18 protein-coding genes are annotated in these 17,021 nt (G+C 55.3%); 12 read left to right on the forward strand and 6 right to left on the reverse strand.

All coding sequences use genetic code 11. The features are described 5' to 3' along the window. Positions 1 to 1,176: an efflux RND transporter periplasmic adaptor subunit gene (locus PGR79_RS18730; protein WP_430922259.1), complete on the reverse strand. Its 1,176-nt coding sequence runs from the start codon at positions 1,174 to 1,176 to the stop codon at positions 1 to 3. A gap of 329 nt (positions 1,177 to 1,505) precedes the next feature. Between PGR79_RS18730 and PGR79_RS18735 the strand changes: the two genes are divergently transcribed. The 4 genes from PGR79_RS18735 (at position 1,506) to PGR79_RS18750 (ending at position 4,313) form a co-directional block, all read left to right on the forward strand. Then, a complete protein-coding gene (locus PGR79_RS18735; protein ID WP_045393772.1) occupies positions 1,506 to 1,865 on the forward strand; it encodes a helix-turn-helix domain-containing protein in 360 nt (119 codons plus the stop codon). Between the two features lie 117 nt (positions 1,866 to 1,982). After that, positions 1,983 to 2,387, forward strand: coding sequence for a cell envelope integrity protein TolA (gene tolA / locus PGR79_RS18740; protein ID WP_430922261.1), 405 nt, complete (start codon positions 1,983 to 1,985; stop codon positions 2,385 to 2,387). A gap of 88 nt (positions 2,388 to 2,475) precedes the next feature. After that, positions 2,476 to 3,204, forward strand: a complete 729-nt coding sequence (locus tag PGR79_RS18745; RefSeq protein WP_430922263.1) for a MerR family transcriptional regulator — start codon at positions 2,476 to 2,478, stop codon at positions 3,202 to 3,204. Between the two features lie 149 nt (positions 3,205 to 3,353). After that, positions 3,354 to 4,313 (forward strand): YbgA family protein, encoded by a 960-nt coding sequence (locus tag PGR79_RS18750; protein ID WP_213316708.1) that lies wholly within the window; start codon positions 3,354 to 3,356, stop codon positions 4,311 to 4,313. A gap of 33 nt (positions 4,314 to 4,346) precedes the next feature. On the opposite strand, the gene yajD is transcribed toward PGR79_RS18750, so the two are convergent. The 3 genes from yajD to icd all read right to left on the reverse strand — a co-directional run bounded on the left by yajD (position 4,347) and on the right by icd (position 6,571). Next, positions 4,347 to 4,694 carry an HNH nuclease YajD gene (gene yajD, locus PGR79_RS18755; protein ID WP_015367133.1) on the reverse strand — a complete coding sequence of 116 codons (348 nt, stop codon included), beginning with the start codon at positions 4,692 to 4,694 and terminating at the stop codon, positions 4,347 to 4,349. Between the two features lie 134 nt (positions 4,695 to 4,828). Beyond that, a complete protein-coding gene (locus PGR79_RS18760; protein ID WP_113374181.1) occupies positions 4,829 to 5,128 on the reverse strand; it encodes a hypothetical protein in 300 nt (99 codons plus the stop codon). Positions 5,129 to 5,320: 192 nt separating this feature from the next. Further along, complete coding sequence (gene icd / locus PGR79_RS18765; RefSeq protein WP_015705065.1) at positions 5,321 to 6,571, reverse strand: NADP-dependent isocitrate dehydrogenase; 1,251 nt, start codon at positions 6,569 to 6,571, stop codon at positions 5,321 to 5,323. Positions 6,572 to 6,810: 239 nt separating this feature from the next. On the opposite strand from icd, the gene rluE reads away from it, so the two are divergent. The 8 genes from rluE to PGR79_RS18805 all read left to right on the forward strand — a co-directional run bounded on the left by rluE (position 6,811) and on the right by PGR79_RS18805 (position 14,688). Further along, positions 6,811 to 7,461 carry a 23S rRNA pseudouridine(2457) synthase RluE gene (gene rluE, locus PGR79_RS18770; protein ID WP_087857973.1) on the forward strand — a complete coding sequence of 217 codons (651 nt, stop codon included), beginning with the start codon at positions 6,811 to 6,813 and terminating at the stop codon, positions 7,459 to 7,461. Between the two features lie 21 nt (positions 7,462 to 7,482). Then, positions 7,483 to 7,941 (forward strand): NUDIX hydrolase, encoded by a 459-nt coding sequence (locus PGR79_RS18775; protein WP_020079131.1) that lies wholly within the window; start codon positions 7,483 to 7,485, stop codon positions 7,939 to 7,941. Positions 7,942 to 7,997: 56 nt separating this feature from the next. Then, positions 7,998 to 9,104, forward strand: a complete 1,107-nt coding sequence (gene mnmA / locus PGR79_RS18780) for a tRNA 2-thiouridine(34) synthase MnmA (RefSeq protein WP_015367143.1) — start codon at positions 7,998 to 8,000, stop codon at positions 9,102 to 9,104. A 56-nt stretch (positions 9,105 to 9,160) separates the two neighbouring features. Continuing rightward, positions 9,161 to 9,802 carry a high frequency lysogenization protein HflD gene (gene hflD / locus PGR79_RS18785; RefSeq protein ID WP_015367144.1) on the forward strand — a complete coding sequence of 214 codons (642 nt, stop codon included), beginning with the start codon at positions 9,161 to 9,163 and terminating at the stop codon, positions 9,800 to 9,802. A gap of 3 nt (positions 9,803 to 9,805) precedes the next feature. Further along, positions 9,806 to 11,176: an adenylosuccinate lyase gene (gene purB / locus PGR79_RS18790; RefSeq protein ID WP_015367145.1), complete on the forward strand. Its 1,371-nt coding sequence runs from the start codon at positions 9,806 to 9,808 to the stop codon at positions 11,174 to 11,176. Positions 11,177 to 11,343: 167 nt separating this feature from the next. After that, positions 11,344 to 12,018: a two-component system response regulator PhoP gene (phoP, locus tag PGR79_RS18795; RefSeq protein WP_087857974.1), complete on the forward strand. Its 675-nt coding sequence runs from the start codon at positions 11,344 to 11,346 to the stop codon at positions 12,016 to 12,018. After that, complete coding sequence (phoQ, locus tag PGR79_RS18800) at positions 12,015 to 13,481, forward strand: two-component system sensor histidine kinase PhoQ (protein WP_087857975.1); 1,467 nt, start codon at positions 12,015 to 12,017, stop codon at positions 13,479 to 13,481. The genes phoP and phoQ overlap by 4 nt, the downstream gene beginning before the upstream one ends. A gap of 85 nt (positions 13,482 to 13,566) precedes the next feature. Beyond that, a complete protein-coding gene (locus PGR79_RS18805) occupies positions 13,567 to 14,688 on the forward strand; it encodes a cupin domain-containing protein (protein WP_045375085.1) in 1,122 nt (373 codons plus the stop codon). Between the two features lie 336 nt (positions 14,689 to 15,024). Here the strand turns inward: PGR79_RS18805 and PGR79_RS18810 are convergent, their stop codons facing one another. Continuing rightward, on the reverse strand, positions 15,025 to 15,516 hold the full coding sequence (locus tag PGR79_RS18810; RefSeq protein WP_113374185.1) for an REP-associated tyrosine transposase: 492 nt from the start codon (positions 15,514 to 15,516) through the stop codon (positions 15,025 to 15,027). A gap of 89 nt (positions 15,517 to 15,605) precedes the next feature. Continuing rightward, on the reverse strand, positions 15,606 to 16,829 hold the full coding sequence (gene pepT / locus PGR79_RS18815; protein ID WP_087857977.1) for a peptidase T: 1,224 nt from the start codon (positions 16,827 to 16,829) through the stop codon (positions 15,606 to 15,608). Positions 16,830 to 17,021 lie beyond the last annotated feature (192 nt).

Consider the following 17,021-nt stretch of genomic DNA (forward strand, 5'->3'; position numbering starts at 1 on the left):
TCAGTTGAGGGCGGCGCTGGTAGTCATGGCAACGTTCTTCGCGTTAACCGGCATCCCCGGCATAAACACCTTTTGTAAGCCATCGACGATAACTTTGTCGCCTGGGTTCAGCCCCTGCTTGACGATACGTAAACCGGCAGCCAGCCGCCCCGGCGCGATATCGCGACGCTGAGCTTTACCTTCTTTATCAACGATATAGACATATTTACGGTCCTGATCGGTCAGTACCGCTTTGTCGTCGATAAGCGTGGCTTTGAATTCAGCGCTGCCCGGCAAGCGGACGCGGGCAAAGAGTCCCGGCGTGAACAGACGCTGCGAATTGTCCAGCAGCGCGCGCATGCGGATCGTACCGGTGCTCGGCGTTAACTGATTATCCAGAAAATCCACTTTGCCCTGATGAGGGTAGCCCTCTTCGCCCACAAGGCCGATCTCAACCGGTAATGCCTGGTGGTTGCTGGAGGCCCCTTGCCCCCTGCGGGCAAGATTTTGATAGTGAAGATAGGTAGACTCATCCACGTCAAAGTAGACGTAAACCGTTTTCTGCGACACCAGCGTGGTAAGAACGCTGGCGGTATCGCCGGCGGTGACCAGATTACCGCTGGTGATCAACGCGCGGCTGGCGCGGCCGTCGATGGGCGCGGTCACTTTGGTGAAGTCCAGATTAAGCTGCGCGGCATCAACCGCCGCCTGGGCGGCGCGAATATCCGCTTGCGCCTGGACCGCAGCGGAGCGGCGCTGCTCCCACTCTTCCCGGGAAACCAGATTGGTATTGATTAATTTATCGGTGCGGTTTGCTTCACTGCGCGCCAGGTTGGCTTGCGTTTTCGCTCTCGCCAGGGTTGCCTGCGCCTGTTCCAGCGCCGCGCGATAGGTTCGATCGTCAATGGTGAATAACACCTCCCCCTTCTTCACCTCCTGACCGTCGGTGTAATTCACTTTATCAATGTAGCCAGAGACGCGGGGACGTAGCTGCACGCTTTCCACCGCCTCAATCCGGCCATTAAAGCTATCCCACTGACTAATGGATTTCACCACCACCTCAGCGGCGCTGACGGCAGGCGCTTGCGGCGCGGCGTTTTGCGCGACGCCTTCATCGCAGCCGGCGAGCAGCGCCGAGAGTAGCACCATACCTACTGCAGTCAGATGACGTTTTCCCCAGGTTTTTTGCAGGCTCATTATTTTTATTCCGGTAATTGTCGCCGCCGGGCAAGACGCTGCGGGAGACGCCGCGCCACTTCCTTTGTCCGGGCAGGCTTGAGGCCATTTGTGTCGTTCATCGCCACAAAACTGTAACAGTTGCGAATACACTATCGCGGCGATTGTAGGAAGGCGCTTAACTAAGTGCAAGAATAATTGTTGCACTTTCTGTGCTATTCCTCTGGCTGTAGAAAGGCCTGTTTACGGCAAGGAATTAATTGCAACAATAAAACTTGCAATTAATGCCAAAACGAGCCACCTTTAAATGCAACAATTAAAGATGCTTTTATAATTACGTGGAGCGCAAGATGAATACTGCTGCGGTAATTCATGATCTACTCGATTGGATCGACAATAATCTCGAGAGCCGTCTGGATATCGAGACCGTTGCCAGGCGCGCGGGCTATTCGAAATGGCACCTGCAGCGGATCTTCAAGGAGCACACCGGTTACCCTCTCGCTGAATATATTCGCATGCATAAGCTGCAAAGATCGGTCGAGCGCTTAGCCAACAGCGACGAGCCCATTTTAAACGTAGCGATAGCGCTGGGTTTCGACTCCCAGCAATCTTTTAACCGCAGCTTCAAACGCCAGTATGGTCAGGCGCCCGGCGCCTGGCGACGAAGCGTCTCCGGCTCTCAAACGCCACCACTGCGCTTACCGTCGTGATAATCGTCCTCAGGGAATCGGTGAGCGAACGGTAGAAGCACCTATGTTTAGCAGCTATCAGGGCGTAGCGCCTACCGTTATGATTGGCCCATACCAAACAAACAAGGACGCGTTACCATGCTGAACAAATCGTCGTTGGTGTTGTTATTGTTCCCTTTACTGCTGGCAGGTTGTCATCATCCTCAGCCCACGCCGCGCGCGGCGGCGAGCGCCACCGAAGTAGACGATCTATTCGCCAGCCTCCCTTCGTCGAAACCATCAAGTCGGGCTAACTACGCGTATCAGATAATGACCGCCGTCAAAGCCAAAATGCCTGATTCCGCGGAATATTCCGGCCAAACCTGTACACTTCGTATGTCGCTTCAGCGCGATGGCACTGTGAATTCCGCCAGCGTAGAAAAAGGCGATCGGCAACTCTGCGACAAGCTATTAGCTGCAATTAAGCAGGCCAAAATTCCTGCTGCGCCTGATGATGAAGCTTATCAAGGATTTAATAATGTCACGGTCGATTTTAAACCATAAGACCAGCGCTTAATTACCAGCAATACGGCATTCAACCGGCCGTCATCCGTAGTATATTAGAAGCAATCTCGGTTATCAGGTAATTGCAATGTCTTACTCCATCGGCGAATTTTCCCGTCTTTGCGGCATCAACGCAACCACGCTGCGGGCCTGGCAACGCCGGTACGGCCTGCTTAAACCCGAGCGCACCGATGGAGGCCACCGCCTCTATAACGATAACGATGTCCAGCTGGCGCTGAAAATTCTCGACTGGGTAAAAAAAGGTGTTCCCGTAAGCCAGGTCAAACCGCTGTTGACCCGCCCTGATAGCGGCCCAGGCAATAACTGGCTTGTCCTGCAGGACAACATGCTGCAGCGGCTGAAAGAGGGAAAAATCGAATCCCTGCGCCAGCTGATTTACGACGCCGGTCGGGAATATCCCCGCCCTGAGCTGGTTACCAACGTATTGCGCCCGTTACGCAGTAAGGTATCGGCTAATGTGCCGGCGATGCAGACCCTGCGTGAGATCCTCGACGGCATCATTATCTCCTACACCTCTTTTTGTCTTGAAGGCGATAAACGCGCGCCGGGCGATAACTCTCTGATTACCGGCTGGCACCTGAGCGACCCATGTGAAATCTGGCTGGAAGCGCTCATGCGCACCGGACAAGGTCATCGCATTGATGTGCTGCCGATGCCGCCCACCGCGCTGGCTCCGGAAATATTCCCTCAACGCCGCTGGTTACTGGTGACCTCGGGCCAGCTCACCGCCGCACGCCAGAGGCAGATAGACCTCTGGCGCCAGCACGTTGCCTCTCTGGACGTTATCTCGCTGTAAAAAAAGCTTTGCACCTGTGCGCCATGTTCTCCGCTAAAAAAGCACACCAAAAACTTGGACAAAAAATCATGATTGTGTAAGTTTAATATATCGGGTCGAACGCTTTTGCGGGACGGCTCATCCAGTGAGAACAAAGCGAGGAGTACGCCATGAATAAGCAACCTGTCATTGGCATCAGCGGCTGTTTAACCGGCTCGTCCGTGCGCTTTGATGGCGGACATAAACGATCGCCATTTGCGATGGATGAACTGGCGTCGTGGGTAACCTTCAAACCCATTTGTCCGGAAATGGCCATCGGCCTGGGCTCTCCTCGACCGGCCCTGCGCCTGGTGCAGACCGGCGCAGGTGAGATTCAGATGCGTTTTAGCAGCGACCCGCACGACGATGTCACGGGCAAAATGAAGAATTTTACCGCCGGTTACCTGCCTGGGCTCGGCGAATTAGCAGGCTTTATCGTCTGCGCCAAATCACCGAGCTGCGGCATGGAACGCGTGCGCCTGTATGATGAAAAAGGCAACCGCGGGCGCAAAGAAGGTACCGGCCTGTTTACCCGCGCGTTGATGGAAGCCTATCCGTGGTTGCCGGTAGAAGAGGATGGACGACTGCACGACCCGCAGTTAAGAGAGAATTTCGTCGAGCGTCTTTTCGCCCTACATGAACTGAATACGCTGCGGGCCAATGGCCTGACCCGTCGGGCGTTAATGGATTTTCATAGCCGCTATAAACTGCAGTTGCTGGCGCATCATCAGGCCGGCTATCGCGAAATTGGCCCTTTCGTCGCCTCGATGCATCAATGGCAGGACCTGGATGCCTTTTTCGTCGCCTACCGCGATAAACTGATGGCGATCCTGAAAAATACCGCCTCCAGGAAAAACCACACCAATGTGCTGATGCATATTCAGGGCTATTTCCGCGAACGGTTGAATAGCCGTCAGCGCGGTGAGCTGCGTGACGTGATACTACATTATCGCGCGGGGCTGCTCCCTATTCTGGCGCCCCTGACGCTGCTTAAGCACTACCTGGCCGAATATCCCGATCGCTATCTGCAGACGCAGAACTATTTTGATCCCTACCCGCAGGATTTAGCCCTGCGTCTGGGCGTCAATTAGCAGCCAGGCTATGCGCATTACGACGAAGCGTAGCTACTTCTTCTTGTTCATCATGGCTTTTAAATCGGCAAAAGGATTGTAGGTGGCTTCACCGACATCCTTTTGCGCATCTTCACCGGCCACCACTCTTGTACCGTACTGGTCGGCCTCAGTGTACTTGGAATGCTCGTGATCGTGACAATACAGACACAATAGTTCCCAGTTGCTGCCATCTTCCGGGTTATTGGTATGATCGTGATCGATGTGATGTACCGTCAATTCACGCAGGTTGGAGTAGACAAACTCGCGCGAGCAGCGTCCGCAGACCCATGGATAAATTTTAAGCGCCTTCTCGCGATAGCCACTTTCCAGGCGGGCATAGTTTTTAGGGATCAAAGCCATGGCAGATGTTACCTGTGATAAAGAGATAATTTACGATAATAGCGCCAATATAGCGTAAAACGGAGCAGGAAAGGAAATCGATGCGCAGACGTGAGCAGTAGCTAAATCCCGGCGTGGCGCCGGGAAGAGGATTATTAATGGCTGGTCACTGCCGCCGCCGCGACCGGATGATCCGCTGAAGCGACAACCGTGGTACGCGCAACTGGGTGGCGACCGTTATCGCTGGTTGCCGCCGCCACCGCCACCGGATGGTCAGCCGAAGCGACAGCCGCGGTGCGCGCCACCGGATGGTTACCGTTATCGCCGGTTGCCGCCGCTACCGCCACCGGATGATCGGCTGAGGCTACGGCTGCGGTCCTTGCGACCGGATGATAGCCCGCGAAGGCAGAAATACTCGCTGATGCTAATACCAGGGTCAAAATAATCTTTTTCATAATATCACCTCTAATAATAACCTGGATAACCAGGCAAAATATGGCAATCAATAAAGCCAATGGATGATTTACCGTAGCAAGCGGCAGTGGGCATGAATAGCTCACTGTTATTTAATTATGGATAACCCGGTACAAAGAAAATAAAAACGGGAGCCCTTAGGCTCCCGTTTCGCATTAATCCAGAAAACCGGATTACATGTTTTTAATGATCGCGTCGCCAAACTCAGAGCATTTCAGCAGTTTAGCGCCTTCCATCAGACGTTCGAAGTCATAGGTCACGGTCTTGGCAGCGATTGCGCCTTCCATGCCTTTAACGATCAGGTCTGCGGCTTCGAACCACTGCATGTGACGCAGCATCATTTCTGCAGACAGGATGATGGAACCTGGGTTCACTTTATCCTGGCCGGCATATTTCGGCGCAGTACCATGGGTGGCTTCGAACAGCGCGCACTCGTCGCCAATGTTGGCGCCCGGCGCGATACCGATACCGCCAACCTGCGCCGCCAGGGCGTCAGAAATGTAGTCGCCGTTCAGGTTCATACAGGCGATAACATCGTATTCAGCCGGACGCAGCAGGATTTGCTGCAGGAACGCATCGGCGATCACGTCTTTAACCACGATCTCTTTGCCGGTGTTCGGGTTCTTGATTTTCACCCACGGGCCGCCGTCGATCAGCTCACCGCCGAACTCTTCGCGAGCCAGCTGGTAACCCCAGTCTTTGAACGCGCCTTCGGTGAACTTCATGATGTTGCCTTTGTGCACCAGGGTCACGGAATCACGATCGTTGGTGATCGCGTATTCGATAGCGGCGCGTACCAGGCGTTTGGTACCCTCTTCAGAGCACGGCTTGATGCCGATACCGCAATGTTCCGGGAAGCGAATTTTCTTCACGCCCATCTCATCGCGCAGGAATTTGATAACTTTGTCAGCTTCGGCAGAATCTGCTTTCCACTCGATACCCGCATAAATATCTTCGGAGTTTTCACGGAAGATAACCATATCGGTCAGCTCCGGGTGTTTAACCGGGCTCGGGGTACCCTGATAGTAACGTACCGGGCGCAGGCAAACGTAGAGATCCAGCTCCTGACGCAGCGCCACGTTCAGAGAACGGATACCGCCGCCAACTGGCGTCGTCAGTGGACCTTTAATAGCAACGCGGTAATCACGAATCAGATCGAGGGTTTCAGCAGGCAGCCAGACATCCTGGCCGTAAACGTGGGTAGATTTTTCACCGGTGTAAACTTCCATCCAGGAAATTTTACGCTCGCCTTTATAGGCTTTCTCAACGGCGGCATCAACCACTTTCAGCATCGCTGGGGTAACGTCAACACCGATACCATCGCCTTCAATGAACGGGATAATCGGGTTATGAGGGACGTTCAGTTTGCCGTTTTGCAGGGTGATTTTCTGACCTTCCGCCGGAACTACTACTTTGCTTTCCATTAACCTCTCCTTCGAGCGCTTCTGGTTCTGCTCTTCCCTCTTCACGCGAGCCTGGTGTTGGCTTAGTCGGCCTACTCCTGAGTACCGGGTCGCCCCGCTAACCGGAGATTCGCGTCCGTGTTGCCTTCCTGCCTGTATTGCGAATCGGTTTGAGCAATTTTTTGTTAATAATTTGTAATGAGCATGTCAATACTACCTGAATGTTTGCGTCCATGAAAGGCATTCGTAATTAGGCTATAATGCGGCAATTGAGAGAGCCTGAAAATACCATGCAGAAAACTTCATTTAGAAAACATCGCGTTGAGCGATTCAGCACACAACAAGTGACCAGACAACGTAAAGAACGCCAGCTTAAAACTGTGATCTTGTTCAATAAACCCTACGATGTGTTGCCGCAATTTACCGACGAGTCCGGGCGCAGCACGCTGAAGGATTTTATTCCGGTCGCCGGCGTTTACGCCGCCGGTCGTCTTGACCGCGACAGCGAAGGTTTGCTGGTGCTGACCAACGATGGCGCGCTACAGGCAAAACTGACCCAGCCCGGTAAGCGCACCGGCAAGATTTATTACGTTCAGGTGGAAGGCGAACCTACAGAAGACGCGCTCAGCGCGCTGCGCGACGGAGTGACGCTAAACGATGGACCCACCCTACCTGCCGGCGTGGAGCTGGTGGATGAACCCGCCTGGCTTTGGCCGCGCAATCCGCCGATTCGCGAGCGTAAATCGATTCCCACTCGCTGGCTAAAAATCACCCTCTATGAGGGACGCAACCGTCAGGTTCGCCGGATGACCGCCCACGTCGGTTTCCCGACGCTAAGGCTAATTCGCTACGCCATGGGCGGCTATACGCTTGATGGTTTAGCCAACGGCGAGTGGCGTCAAACCGAATAACCGCATTCATAAGGAAGCTCGATGTTTAAACCGCACGTCACCGTCGCCTGCGTGGTACACGCCAAAGGCAAATTCCTGATTGTTGAAGAGACGATTAACGGCAAAGCGCTATGGAACCAACCAGCTGGTCATCTTGAGGCCAATGAGACCCTGGCGCAGGCCGCCGAACGCGAACTGTGGGAAGAGACCGGTATTCGCGCCGCGCCGCAGCACTTCATCCGCATGCACCAGTGGCAAGCCCCGGATAATACGCCGTTCCTGCGCTTTCTGTTTGCCATTGAGCTTAACGATACGTGCGCTACTGAACCGCATGATAGCGACATCGACCGCTGTCTGTGGCTCAACGCTGAGGAAATTCTTAACGCTAAAAACCTGCGCTCGCCGCTGGTGGCGGAAAGCATTCGCAGCTATCAGCAGGATCCGCGGCATCCGCTGTCGCTGATTGCGGAATTTAACTGGCCGTTCACAGGGGGTGCCTGAACGGTTGACGCGTGCTAGAATACGCCGCCTTGAAGTTCAATGTGGTGAGTATTCCAATGTCAGAAAGTCCAAAAAAAGTGATCGTCGGCATGTCCGGCGGCGTCGATTCCTCTGTTTCCGCCTACCTGTTGCAACAGCAAGGGTACAAGGTGGAAGGCCTGTTCATGAAGAACTGGGAGGAAGACGACGGTGAGGAATACTGCACCGCCGCTGCCGACCTCGCCGACGCGCAAGCCGTCTGCGATAAGCTCGGTATTGAACTGCATACCGTCAACTTTGCCGCAGAATACTGGGATAACGTCTTCGAGCTGTTCCTCGAAGAGTATAAAGCAGGCCGTACGCCGAACCCGGATATCCTGTGCAACAAAGAGATCAAATTCAAAGCCTTCCTTGAGTTCGCCGCAGAAGACCTCGGCGCTGACTACATCGCCACCGGTCACTACGTGCGCCGCGCCGATGTCAACGGCAAAAGCCAACTGTTGCGCGGGCTCGACGGTAATAAAGACCAGAGCTATTTCCTCTACACCCTCAGCCACGAACAAATCGCGCAAAGTCTGTTCCCGGTCGGTGAGCTGGAAAAACCGCAGGTGCGTAAAATCGCCGAAGAGCTGGATCTTATCACCGCGAAGAAAAAAGACTCTACCGGCATCTGCTTTATCGGCGAGCGTAAGTTCCGCGACTTCCTGGGCCGCTATCTGCCTGCGCAGCCGGGCAAAATCATCACCGTCGACGGCGATGAGATCGGCGAACACCAGGGGCTGATGTATCACACTCTCGGCCAGCGTAAAGGGCTCGGCATCGGCGGCACCAAAGAAGGTAGCGAAGATCCGTGGTACGTGGTCGATAAAGACGTGGAAAACAACGTGCTGATCGTCGCCCAGGGTCACGATCACCCGCGTCTGATGTCCGTCGGCCTGATTGCCCAGCAGCTACACTGGGTCGATCGTCAGCCGCTGCAGGGCACCCTTCGCTGCACGGTGAAAACCCGCTACCGCCAGACCGACATCCCCTGCACCGTGAAGGCGCTGGATGACGACCGCATCGAGGTTATCTTTGATGAACCCGTCGCCGCCGTGACGCCGGGACAGTCGGCTGTTTTCTATAGCGGCGAAGTGTGTCTCGGCGGCGGAATTATCGAACAGCGCCTGCCGCTGGCGTCTTGAACGACCATTTTCCGCCGGATGCCTGATTAACGCCCGGCGGGTTACAAGGAGTAAGCGTGGCGAAGAATTATTATGACATCACTCTGGCGTTGGCGGGCGTATGCCAGGCAGCGCGGCTGGTTCAGCAACTGGCGCATCAGGGGCATTGCGACAGTGACGCCCTGCACGTTTCGCTGAACAGCATCATCGATCTCGACCCGGATTCAACGCTGGCGGTATTCGGTGGTAGTGAAGCCAATCTTCGTCTCGGGCTTGAGACTCTGCTCGGCGTGCTGAATACCAGCAGCCGTCAGGGCCTCAACGCGGAACTCACCCGCTACACATTAAGCCTGATGGTGCTGGAACGTAAACTCGCCGCCAGCAAAGGGGCGATGGATACCCTCGGCAACCGCATCGGCGGCCTGCGCCGTCAGTTAGAACATTTTGATCTACAATCTGAAACGCTGCTCAGCGCGATGGCCGGCATTTACGTTGACGTCATCAGCCCGCTGGGGCCTCGCATTCAGGTCACAGGTTCCCCTGCCGTGCTGCAAAGCCCGCAGGTTCAGGCGAAGGTACGCTCTACCCTACTCGCCGGCATTCGTTCCGCCGTGCTCTGGCATCAGGTTGGCGGCGGACGTCTGCAGCTCATGTTTTCTCGCAATCGTCTGGTTAACCAGGCAAAACAAATTCTTGCTCATTTAACCCCGGAGTTATGATTTATGGAATTATCCTCACTGACCGCCGTTTCCCCCGTAGACGGCCGCTACGGCGATAAAGTCAGCGCGCTGCGCGGTATCTTCAGCGAATTCGGTTTGCTGAAATTCCGTGTACAGGTAGAAGTCCGCTGGCTGCAAAAACTGGCCGCGCACGCAGCGATCAAGGAAGTTCCTGCTTTTGCTGCCGACGCAAACGGTTTCCTTGATAAAATCGTTGCCGACTTCAGCGTAGAGGACGCGGAGCGTATCAAAACCATCGAACGCACCACCAACCACGACGTGAAAGCGGTAGAATATTTCCTCAAGGAAAAAGTCGCCGATATCGCCGAGCTGCACGCGGTGTCAGAATTCATTCACTTCGCCTGTACTTCTGAAGACATCAACAACCTGTCGCACGCGCTGATGCTGAAAACCGCCCGTGACGAAGTGGTGCTGCCTTATTGGCGCAAGCTGATTGACGCGATTAAAGATCTGGCGACCCAATACCGTGACGTGCCGCTGCTTTCTCGTACCCACGGTCAACCGGCGACCCCGTCCACCATGGGCAAAGAGATGGCCAACGTCGCCTACCGTATGGAGCGCCAGTACCGTCAGCTGAACCAGGTGGAAATCCTCGGTAAAATCAACGGCGCGGTCGGTAACTACAACGCCCACATCGCCGCCTACCCGGAAGTTGACTGGCATCAGTTCAGTGAAGAGTTCGTTACCTCGCTGGGAATTCAGTGGAACCCGTACACCACCCAGATCGAGCCGCACGACTACATCGCCGAGCTGTTTGATTGTATGGCGCGCTTCAATACTATCCTGATCGATTTCGATCGCGATGTGTGGGGCTACATTGCGCTCAACCACTTCAAACAGAAAACCATCGCGGGCGAAATCGGTTCTTCAACCATGCCGCATAAAGTGAACCCGATTGACTTCGAAAACTCCGAAGGCAACCTCGGCCTGGCGAACGCCGTCATGCAGCACCTGGCCAGCAAACTCCCGGTTTCCCGCTGGCAGCGCGACCTGACCGACTCCACCGTGCTGCGTAACCTCGGCGTGGGCATCGGCTATGCGCTGATCGCTTACCAATCCACCCTGAAAGGCGTGAGCAAACTGGAGCTGAACCAGGATCGTCTGCTGGACGAACTGGATCACAACTGGGAAGTGCTGGCTGAGCCGATCCAGACCGTCATGCGCCGCTACGGTATCGAAAAACCGTACGAGAAGCTGAAAGAGCTGACCCGCGGTAAGCGCGTCGACGCCGAAGGCATGCAGCAGTTCATCGACGGCCTGCCGCTGCCGGAAGCAGAAAAAATCCGCCTGAAGGCGATGACCCCGGCTAATTACATCGGTCGCGCGACCACCATGGTCGACGAGCTGAAGTAACCAGCCTGACTCAGGTAGCATGGGCAATCTCTTCGCGCATGCTACCTGTCAATCACGACTTTCCACGCAGAAACACGCTCTCTCCCGCCTGGTTTAAATAATGTTTACCCCCAGCGCCACATAATCGCGTTAAACTATTCAAATCGTAAATGAAATGGAGAATGGGCATGCGCGTACTCGTCGTTGAGGATAATGCTCTGCTGCGCCATCACCTCAAGGTCCAGCTACAGGAACTGGGGCATCAGGTGGATGCCGCGGAAGATGCAAAGGAAGCAGATTATTACCTGGGCGAGCATATCCCGGATGTCGCCATCGTTGACCTTGGCCTGCCGGATGAAGACGGCCTGTCGCTGATCCGCCGCTGGCGTAGTCACGACGTATCGGTACCGGTACTGGTGCTGACTGCCCGTGAAGGCTGGCAGGATAAAGTCGAGGTGCTGAGCGCCGGCGCCGATGACTACGTCACCAAACCCTTCCATATCGAAGAGGTCGCCGCCCGCATGCAGGCGTTGCTGCGTCGCAATAGCGGCCTGGCCTCGCAGGTTATCTCGATCCCGCCGTTCCAGGTAGATTTATCCCGCCGCGAGTTGTCGGTCAATGACCAGCCGATTAAGCTCACCGCCTTTGAGTACACCATCATGGAAACGCTGATCCGTAACCGCGGCAAAGTGGTGAGCAAAGATTCGCTGATGCTACAGCTCTACCCTGATGCCGAACTCCGCGAAAGCCACACCATCGATGTGCTGATGGGGCGGCTGCGCAAAAAAATCCAGGCGCAATATCCGCAGGACGTGATCACCACCGTGCGCGGTCAGGGCTACTTATTCGAACTGCGCGGATGAAAGGCGTGTTGCGACATATCCTTCCGCTTTCTCTGCGCGTCCGCTTTCTGCTGGCGACCGCCGCCGTAGTGCTGATCCTGTCTCTGGCCTACGGCATGGTTGCGCTGGTAGGCTACAGCGTAAGCTTCGATAAAACCACCTTCCGCCTGCTGCGCGGCGAGAGCAACCTGTTCTATATGCTGGCGAAGTGGGAAAATAACCATATCGATGTCGATATCCCCGAACACCTGAACATGCAGAGCCCGACGGTGACGCTGATTTACGATGCCAAAGGCAAACTGCTGTGGGCGCAGCATGACGTCCCCTGGCTGGTGAAGCGAATCCAACCTGAATGGCTGAAGAGCAACGGCTTCCATGAAATCGAAGCCGATGTTGGCAGCAGTAGTCTGTTGCTGCGCAATAATGATGAAATTCGCGAGCAGCTTGACGCCATCCGCGAGGAAGATGACTCCTCGGAGATGACCCACTCGGTGGCGATTAATCTCTATCCGGCCACCGCGAAGATGCCGCAATTAAGCATTGTGGTGGTCGACACCATTCCGGTGGAGCTAAAACGCTCTTACATGGTGTGGAGCTGGTTTATCTACGTGCTGGCGGCCAACCTGTTGCTGGTCATCCCGCTGCTGTGGCTTGCCGCCTGGTGGAGTTTACGCCCTATCGAATCACTGGCGAAAGAGGTCCGCGAGCTGGAAGAACATCATCGTGAGAGGCTCGATTCTCACACCACTCGTGAACTTACCGGCCTGGTCAGTAACCTCAATCGCCTGCTGAAAAGCGAACGTGACCGCTACGACAAATACCGAACCACCCTCACTGACTTAACCCACAGCCTGAAAACACCGCTGGCGGTGCTGCAAAGCACCCTACGTTCGCTGCGCGGCGAGAAAATTAGCGTCAGCGAAGCGGAGCCGGTGATGCTGGAGCAGATTAGCCGCATATCGCAGCAAATCGGCTACTATCTGCACCGCGCCAGCATGCGCAGCGGCAATGCGCTTCTCAGCCGCGAACTACACCCGATCGCCCCACTGCTGGATAGCCTGACCTCTGCTTTAAATAAGGTCTACCAGCGTAAAGGGGTTAACATCACGCTGGATATTTCGCCGGAGATAAGCTTTGTCGGCGAGCAGAACGACTTTATGGAAGTGATGGGCAACGTGCTCGATAACGCCTGCAAGTACTGTCTGGAGTTTGTCGAAGTCTCGGTACGCCAGACCAACGACAACCAGTTGCATATTCTGGTGGAGGACGACGGTCCCGGTATTCCCCGTAACCAGCGCACGGCGGTATTCGATCGCGGCCAGCGCGCCGATACGTTGCGCCCGGGCCAGGGTGTCGGCCTGTCTGTCGCCCGCGATATCGTTGAACAGTACGACGGCGATATCCTGACCGGCGACAGCCTGCTCGGCGGCGCCTGCATGGAAGTTATCTTTGGCCGCCAGCTTCCTGATGATAAAGAGAGCTAACGCAACAGTTTTTTAACGACGCCTGCATCGCCGCGGCGCCGCATCCGTTATAATCCCAGACAGACACCTGCTGTGGAATATAAATATGGACTATCAATTAACGCTAAACTGGCCCGACTTTATCGAACGCTACTGGCAAAAACGCCCGGTAGTGTTAAAGCGCGGCTTCGCCAATTTCATCGACCCAATCAGCCCGGATGAACTGGCCGGCCTGGCCATGGAGAGCGAGGTCGACAGCCGCCTGGTGAGTCATCAGGACGGAAAATGGCAGGTCAGCCATGGTCCATTTGAAAGCTACGATCATCTTAGCGAAAACAACTGGTCGCTGCTGGTGCAAGCGGTGAACAACTGGCACGAGCCGACGGCGGCATTGATGCACCCCTTCCGCGCTCTGCCGGACTGGCGTATCGACGACCTGATGATCTCTTTCTCCGTCCCCGGCGGCGGCGTGGGCCCGCACCTTGATCAATACGACGTGTTTATCATTCAGGGTACCGGTCGCCGGCGCTGGCGCGTGGGCGAAAAGGTGCCGATGAAGCAGCACTGCCCGCATCCCGATCTGCTGCAGGTTGATCCGTTTGAAGCCATCATCGATGAAGAGATGGAACCTGGCGATATTCTCTACATTCCGCCAGGATTCCCGCATGAAGGCTATTCGCTGGAAAATTCGCTTAACTATTCGGTCGGCTATCGTGCGCCGAATGCCCGCGAGCTGTTCAGCGGCTTTGCTGACTATATTTTGCAACGTGAACTGGGCAGCCAGCGCTATGCCGACCCGGACGTGCCATCCCGCGACCATCCGGCCGATATTCTGCCGGTTGAACTGGATCGCCTGCGTGAGATGATGCTGGGGCTGATTAACCAACCTGAGCACTTTAAGCAGTGGTTTGGCGAGTTCATTACCCAATCCCGCCACGAGCTTGACGTGGCGCCGCCGGAGCCGCCATATCAGCCAGATGAAATTTACGATGCGCTGCAGCAGGGCGATAAGCTCGCCCGCCTCGGCGGCTTGCGCGTGCTGCGAATCGATGGCGAAGTGTTCGTCAACGGCGAGAAAATCAATTCTCCGCACCGCCCGGCGCTTGACGCGCTGGCAACGCACCTGTCGCTGCGCGCCGAACATTTCGGCGATGCGCTGGAAGACCCGTCGTTCCTCGCCATGCTGGCGGCGCTGGTCAACAGCGGCTATTGGTTCTTCGAGGACTGAGTCGGCACTCTGCCCGGTGGCGCTGCGCTTACCGGGCCTACAACGGCATCAACCACACCCTGCCCGGTGGCGCTACTACAAACCACATCAACCCACACCCTGCCCGGTGCGCTGCGCTTACCGGGCCTACAACGGCATCAACAACACCCTGCCCGGTGGCGCTACGCTTACCGGGCCTACAAACGGGCATCAACCCACATCCTGCCCGGTGGCACTGCGCTTACCGGGCCGACAAACGGCATCAACCCATACCCCGCCCGGTGGCGCTACGCTTACTGGGCCGACAAATGGCATCGGTACCGTAGGCCGGATAAGGCGTAGCCGCCATCCGGCATATTACCGCCGCTCTCCGGCACCTATTTCGACCGTATCCCCAGCCCAATCCTCAGGATATAACCCCTGCCTCACATCACGATGGAACGTTGAATATGGCCAATCACTCACGCGTCCGACAAGCCGGTGTTTCACTGGATTGATATAAACGTAATCCATATGACGCCGATAATCTTCATCATTACGGATGGTATGTTCCCAAAAACGCGGCTGCCAAATCTGGCTTTGCGCTAACGCACGCGTAAAAGACTTTTTAATCTCCCGCCAACGACCGGAATAATCGGAATCGCGTTCCGGCAACGTCCAGATACAGTGCATATGTTCAGGTAAAATAACCCACGCGTTAATCTGGAAGGGCTTTTTGCATTTAACGAGTGCGATCGCCGTGCGGAGTTGATCGATTCGACGAGTCAGAAGATCGCTTTGACGGTTTTGCAAATTGACGGTAAAAAACCAAGTGCCGCCGGGGATATAGCTGCGGCGATAATTTGACATCAGAGGTTCCCTCCTCTTCAGCTTAGATGGACTCTTTTTGCCCGGTGGCGGCTCACGCCTTACCGGGCCTACAGGACCGGGCTCTGGATTTAGCGTTTTGCCGTCAGCTCCGCAATCCGCACAATCACCCGCACGGCTTTTTCCATACCCTCCAGAGTGACAAACTCGTGCTTACCGTGATAGTTATAGCCGCCGGTAAACAGATTCGGGCACGGTAACCCCATGAAAGAGAGCTGGGCGCCGTCCGTACCGCCGCGGATTGGCTTTATCTGCGGCTCGATATCGCAGTCCACCATCGCCTGACGCGCGATGTCCACTACATGCGGATGGGCAATCACCTTCTCATGCATGTTGTAATAACTATCTTCGATCACCAGTTCGATGTAGCAATCCGGATGTAGCCCTTTACCGACCTTTTTGGCGATCTCCATCATTTTGCGTTTGCGCGCTTCAAACTGCTTGCGATCGAAATCACGCAAAATGTAGTGCATCTCCGCCCGATCAACGCTGCCCTTGATACTGGTCAGGTGATAAAAGCCCTCATAACCGTCGGTGGTTTCCGGTGCCTCACTGGCCGGCACTTCGGCGTGGATACGCGCCGCCAACGATAAAGCGTTAACCATCACCCCTTTCGCGGTGCCGGGATGCACATTATTGCCAACAATTTTAATGGTCACCGAGGCGGCATTGAAATTTTCAAACTCCAGTTCGCCGACCCCGCCGCCATCCACAGTGTACGCCCAGCGGGCATCAAACGCGGCGACGTCAAAGTGCTTCGCGCCTTTGCCGACTTCTTCATCCGGCGTGAAGGCGACGCGAATATCGCCGTGAGGAATCTTTTTCGCCTGCAGCGTCGCCAGCGCCGTCATGATCTCTGCGATGCCCGCTTTATCGTCGGCGCCGAGCAGCGTTTTACCGTCGGTGGTGATAAGCGTCTGGCCTAACAGTTGATGCAGAACCGGGAACATCACCGGCGACAACACTTCATCGCCGATGCCGAGGGCGATATCGCCGCCGCGGTAGTTTTCGACAATTTGCGGATTCACGTTCTTACCGCTGAAATCCGGCGAGGTATCAACGTGGGAAATAAAACCGATGGCCGGGATTTCGCCTGCGACGTTGGCCGGCAGGGTCCCCATCACCGTGCCCTTCTCACTTAACGTCACGTTGACCAGCCCCATCTCTTCCAGCTGGTTCTGCAGCAAGCGCAGCAGCTTCCACTGTCCTTCGGTACTGGGAACCTGACGCACGCCAGGCTTCGATTGCGTATCTAAAGAAACATACTGCAGAAAACGCTCAAGCAATTTATCCATGTGGCCACCCTCTTTTTTTGTGACAACATTATCAATAAGGGCGAAAAGACAAATATTGCGTCAGGTCATTTTTAGCCCGTAAACCAAAATTTAATACATTTACGTGCATTATGTGTAAAGGTGATACACCGCGGTACAACAATGATTGGCGATTACAATCGTTTGCCGTAAAATGCTGGCCCTTATTAATTA

Source organism: Klebsiella sp. 141161 (genome assembly GCF_050600815.1).
GTDB lineage: Bacteria > Pseudomonadota > Gammaproteobacteria > Enterobacterales > Enterobacteriaceae > Klebsiella > Klebsiella aerogenes.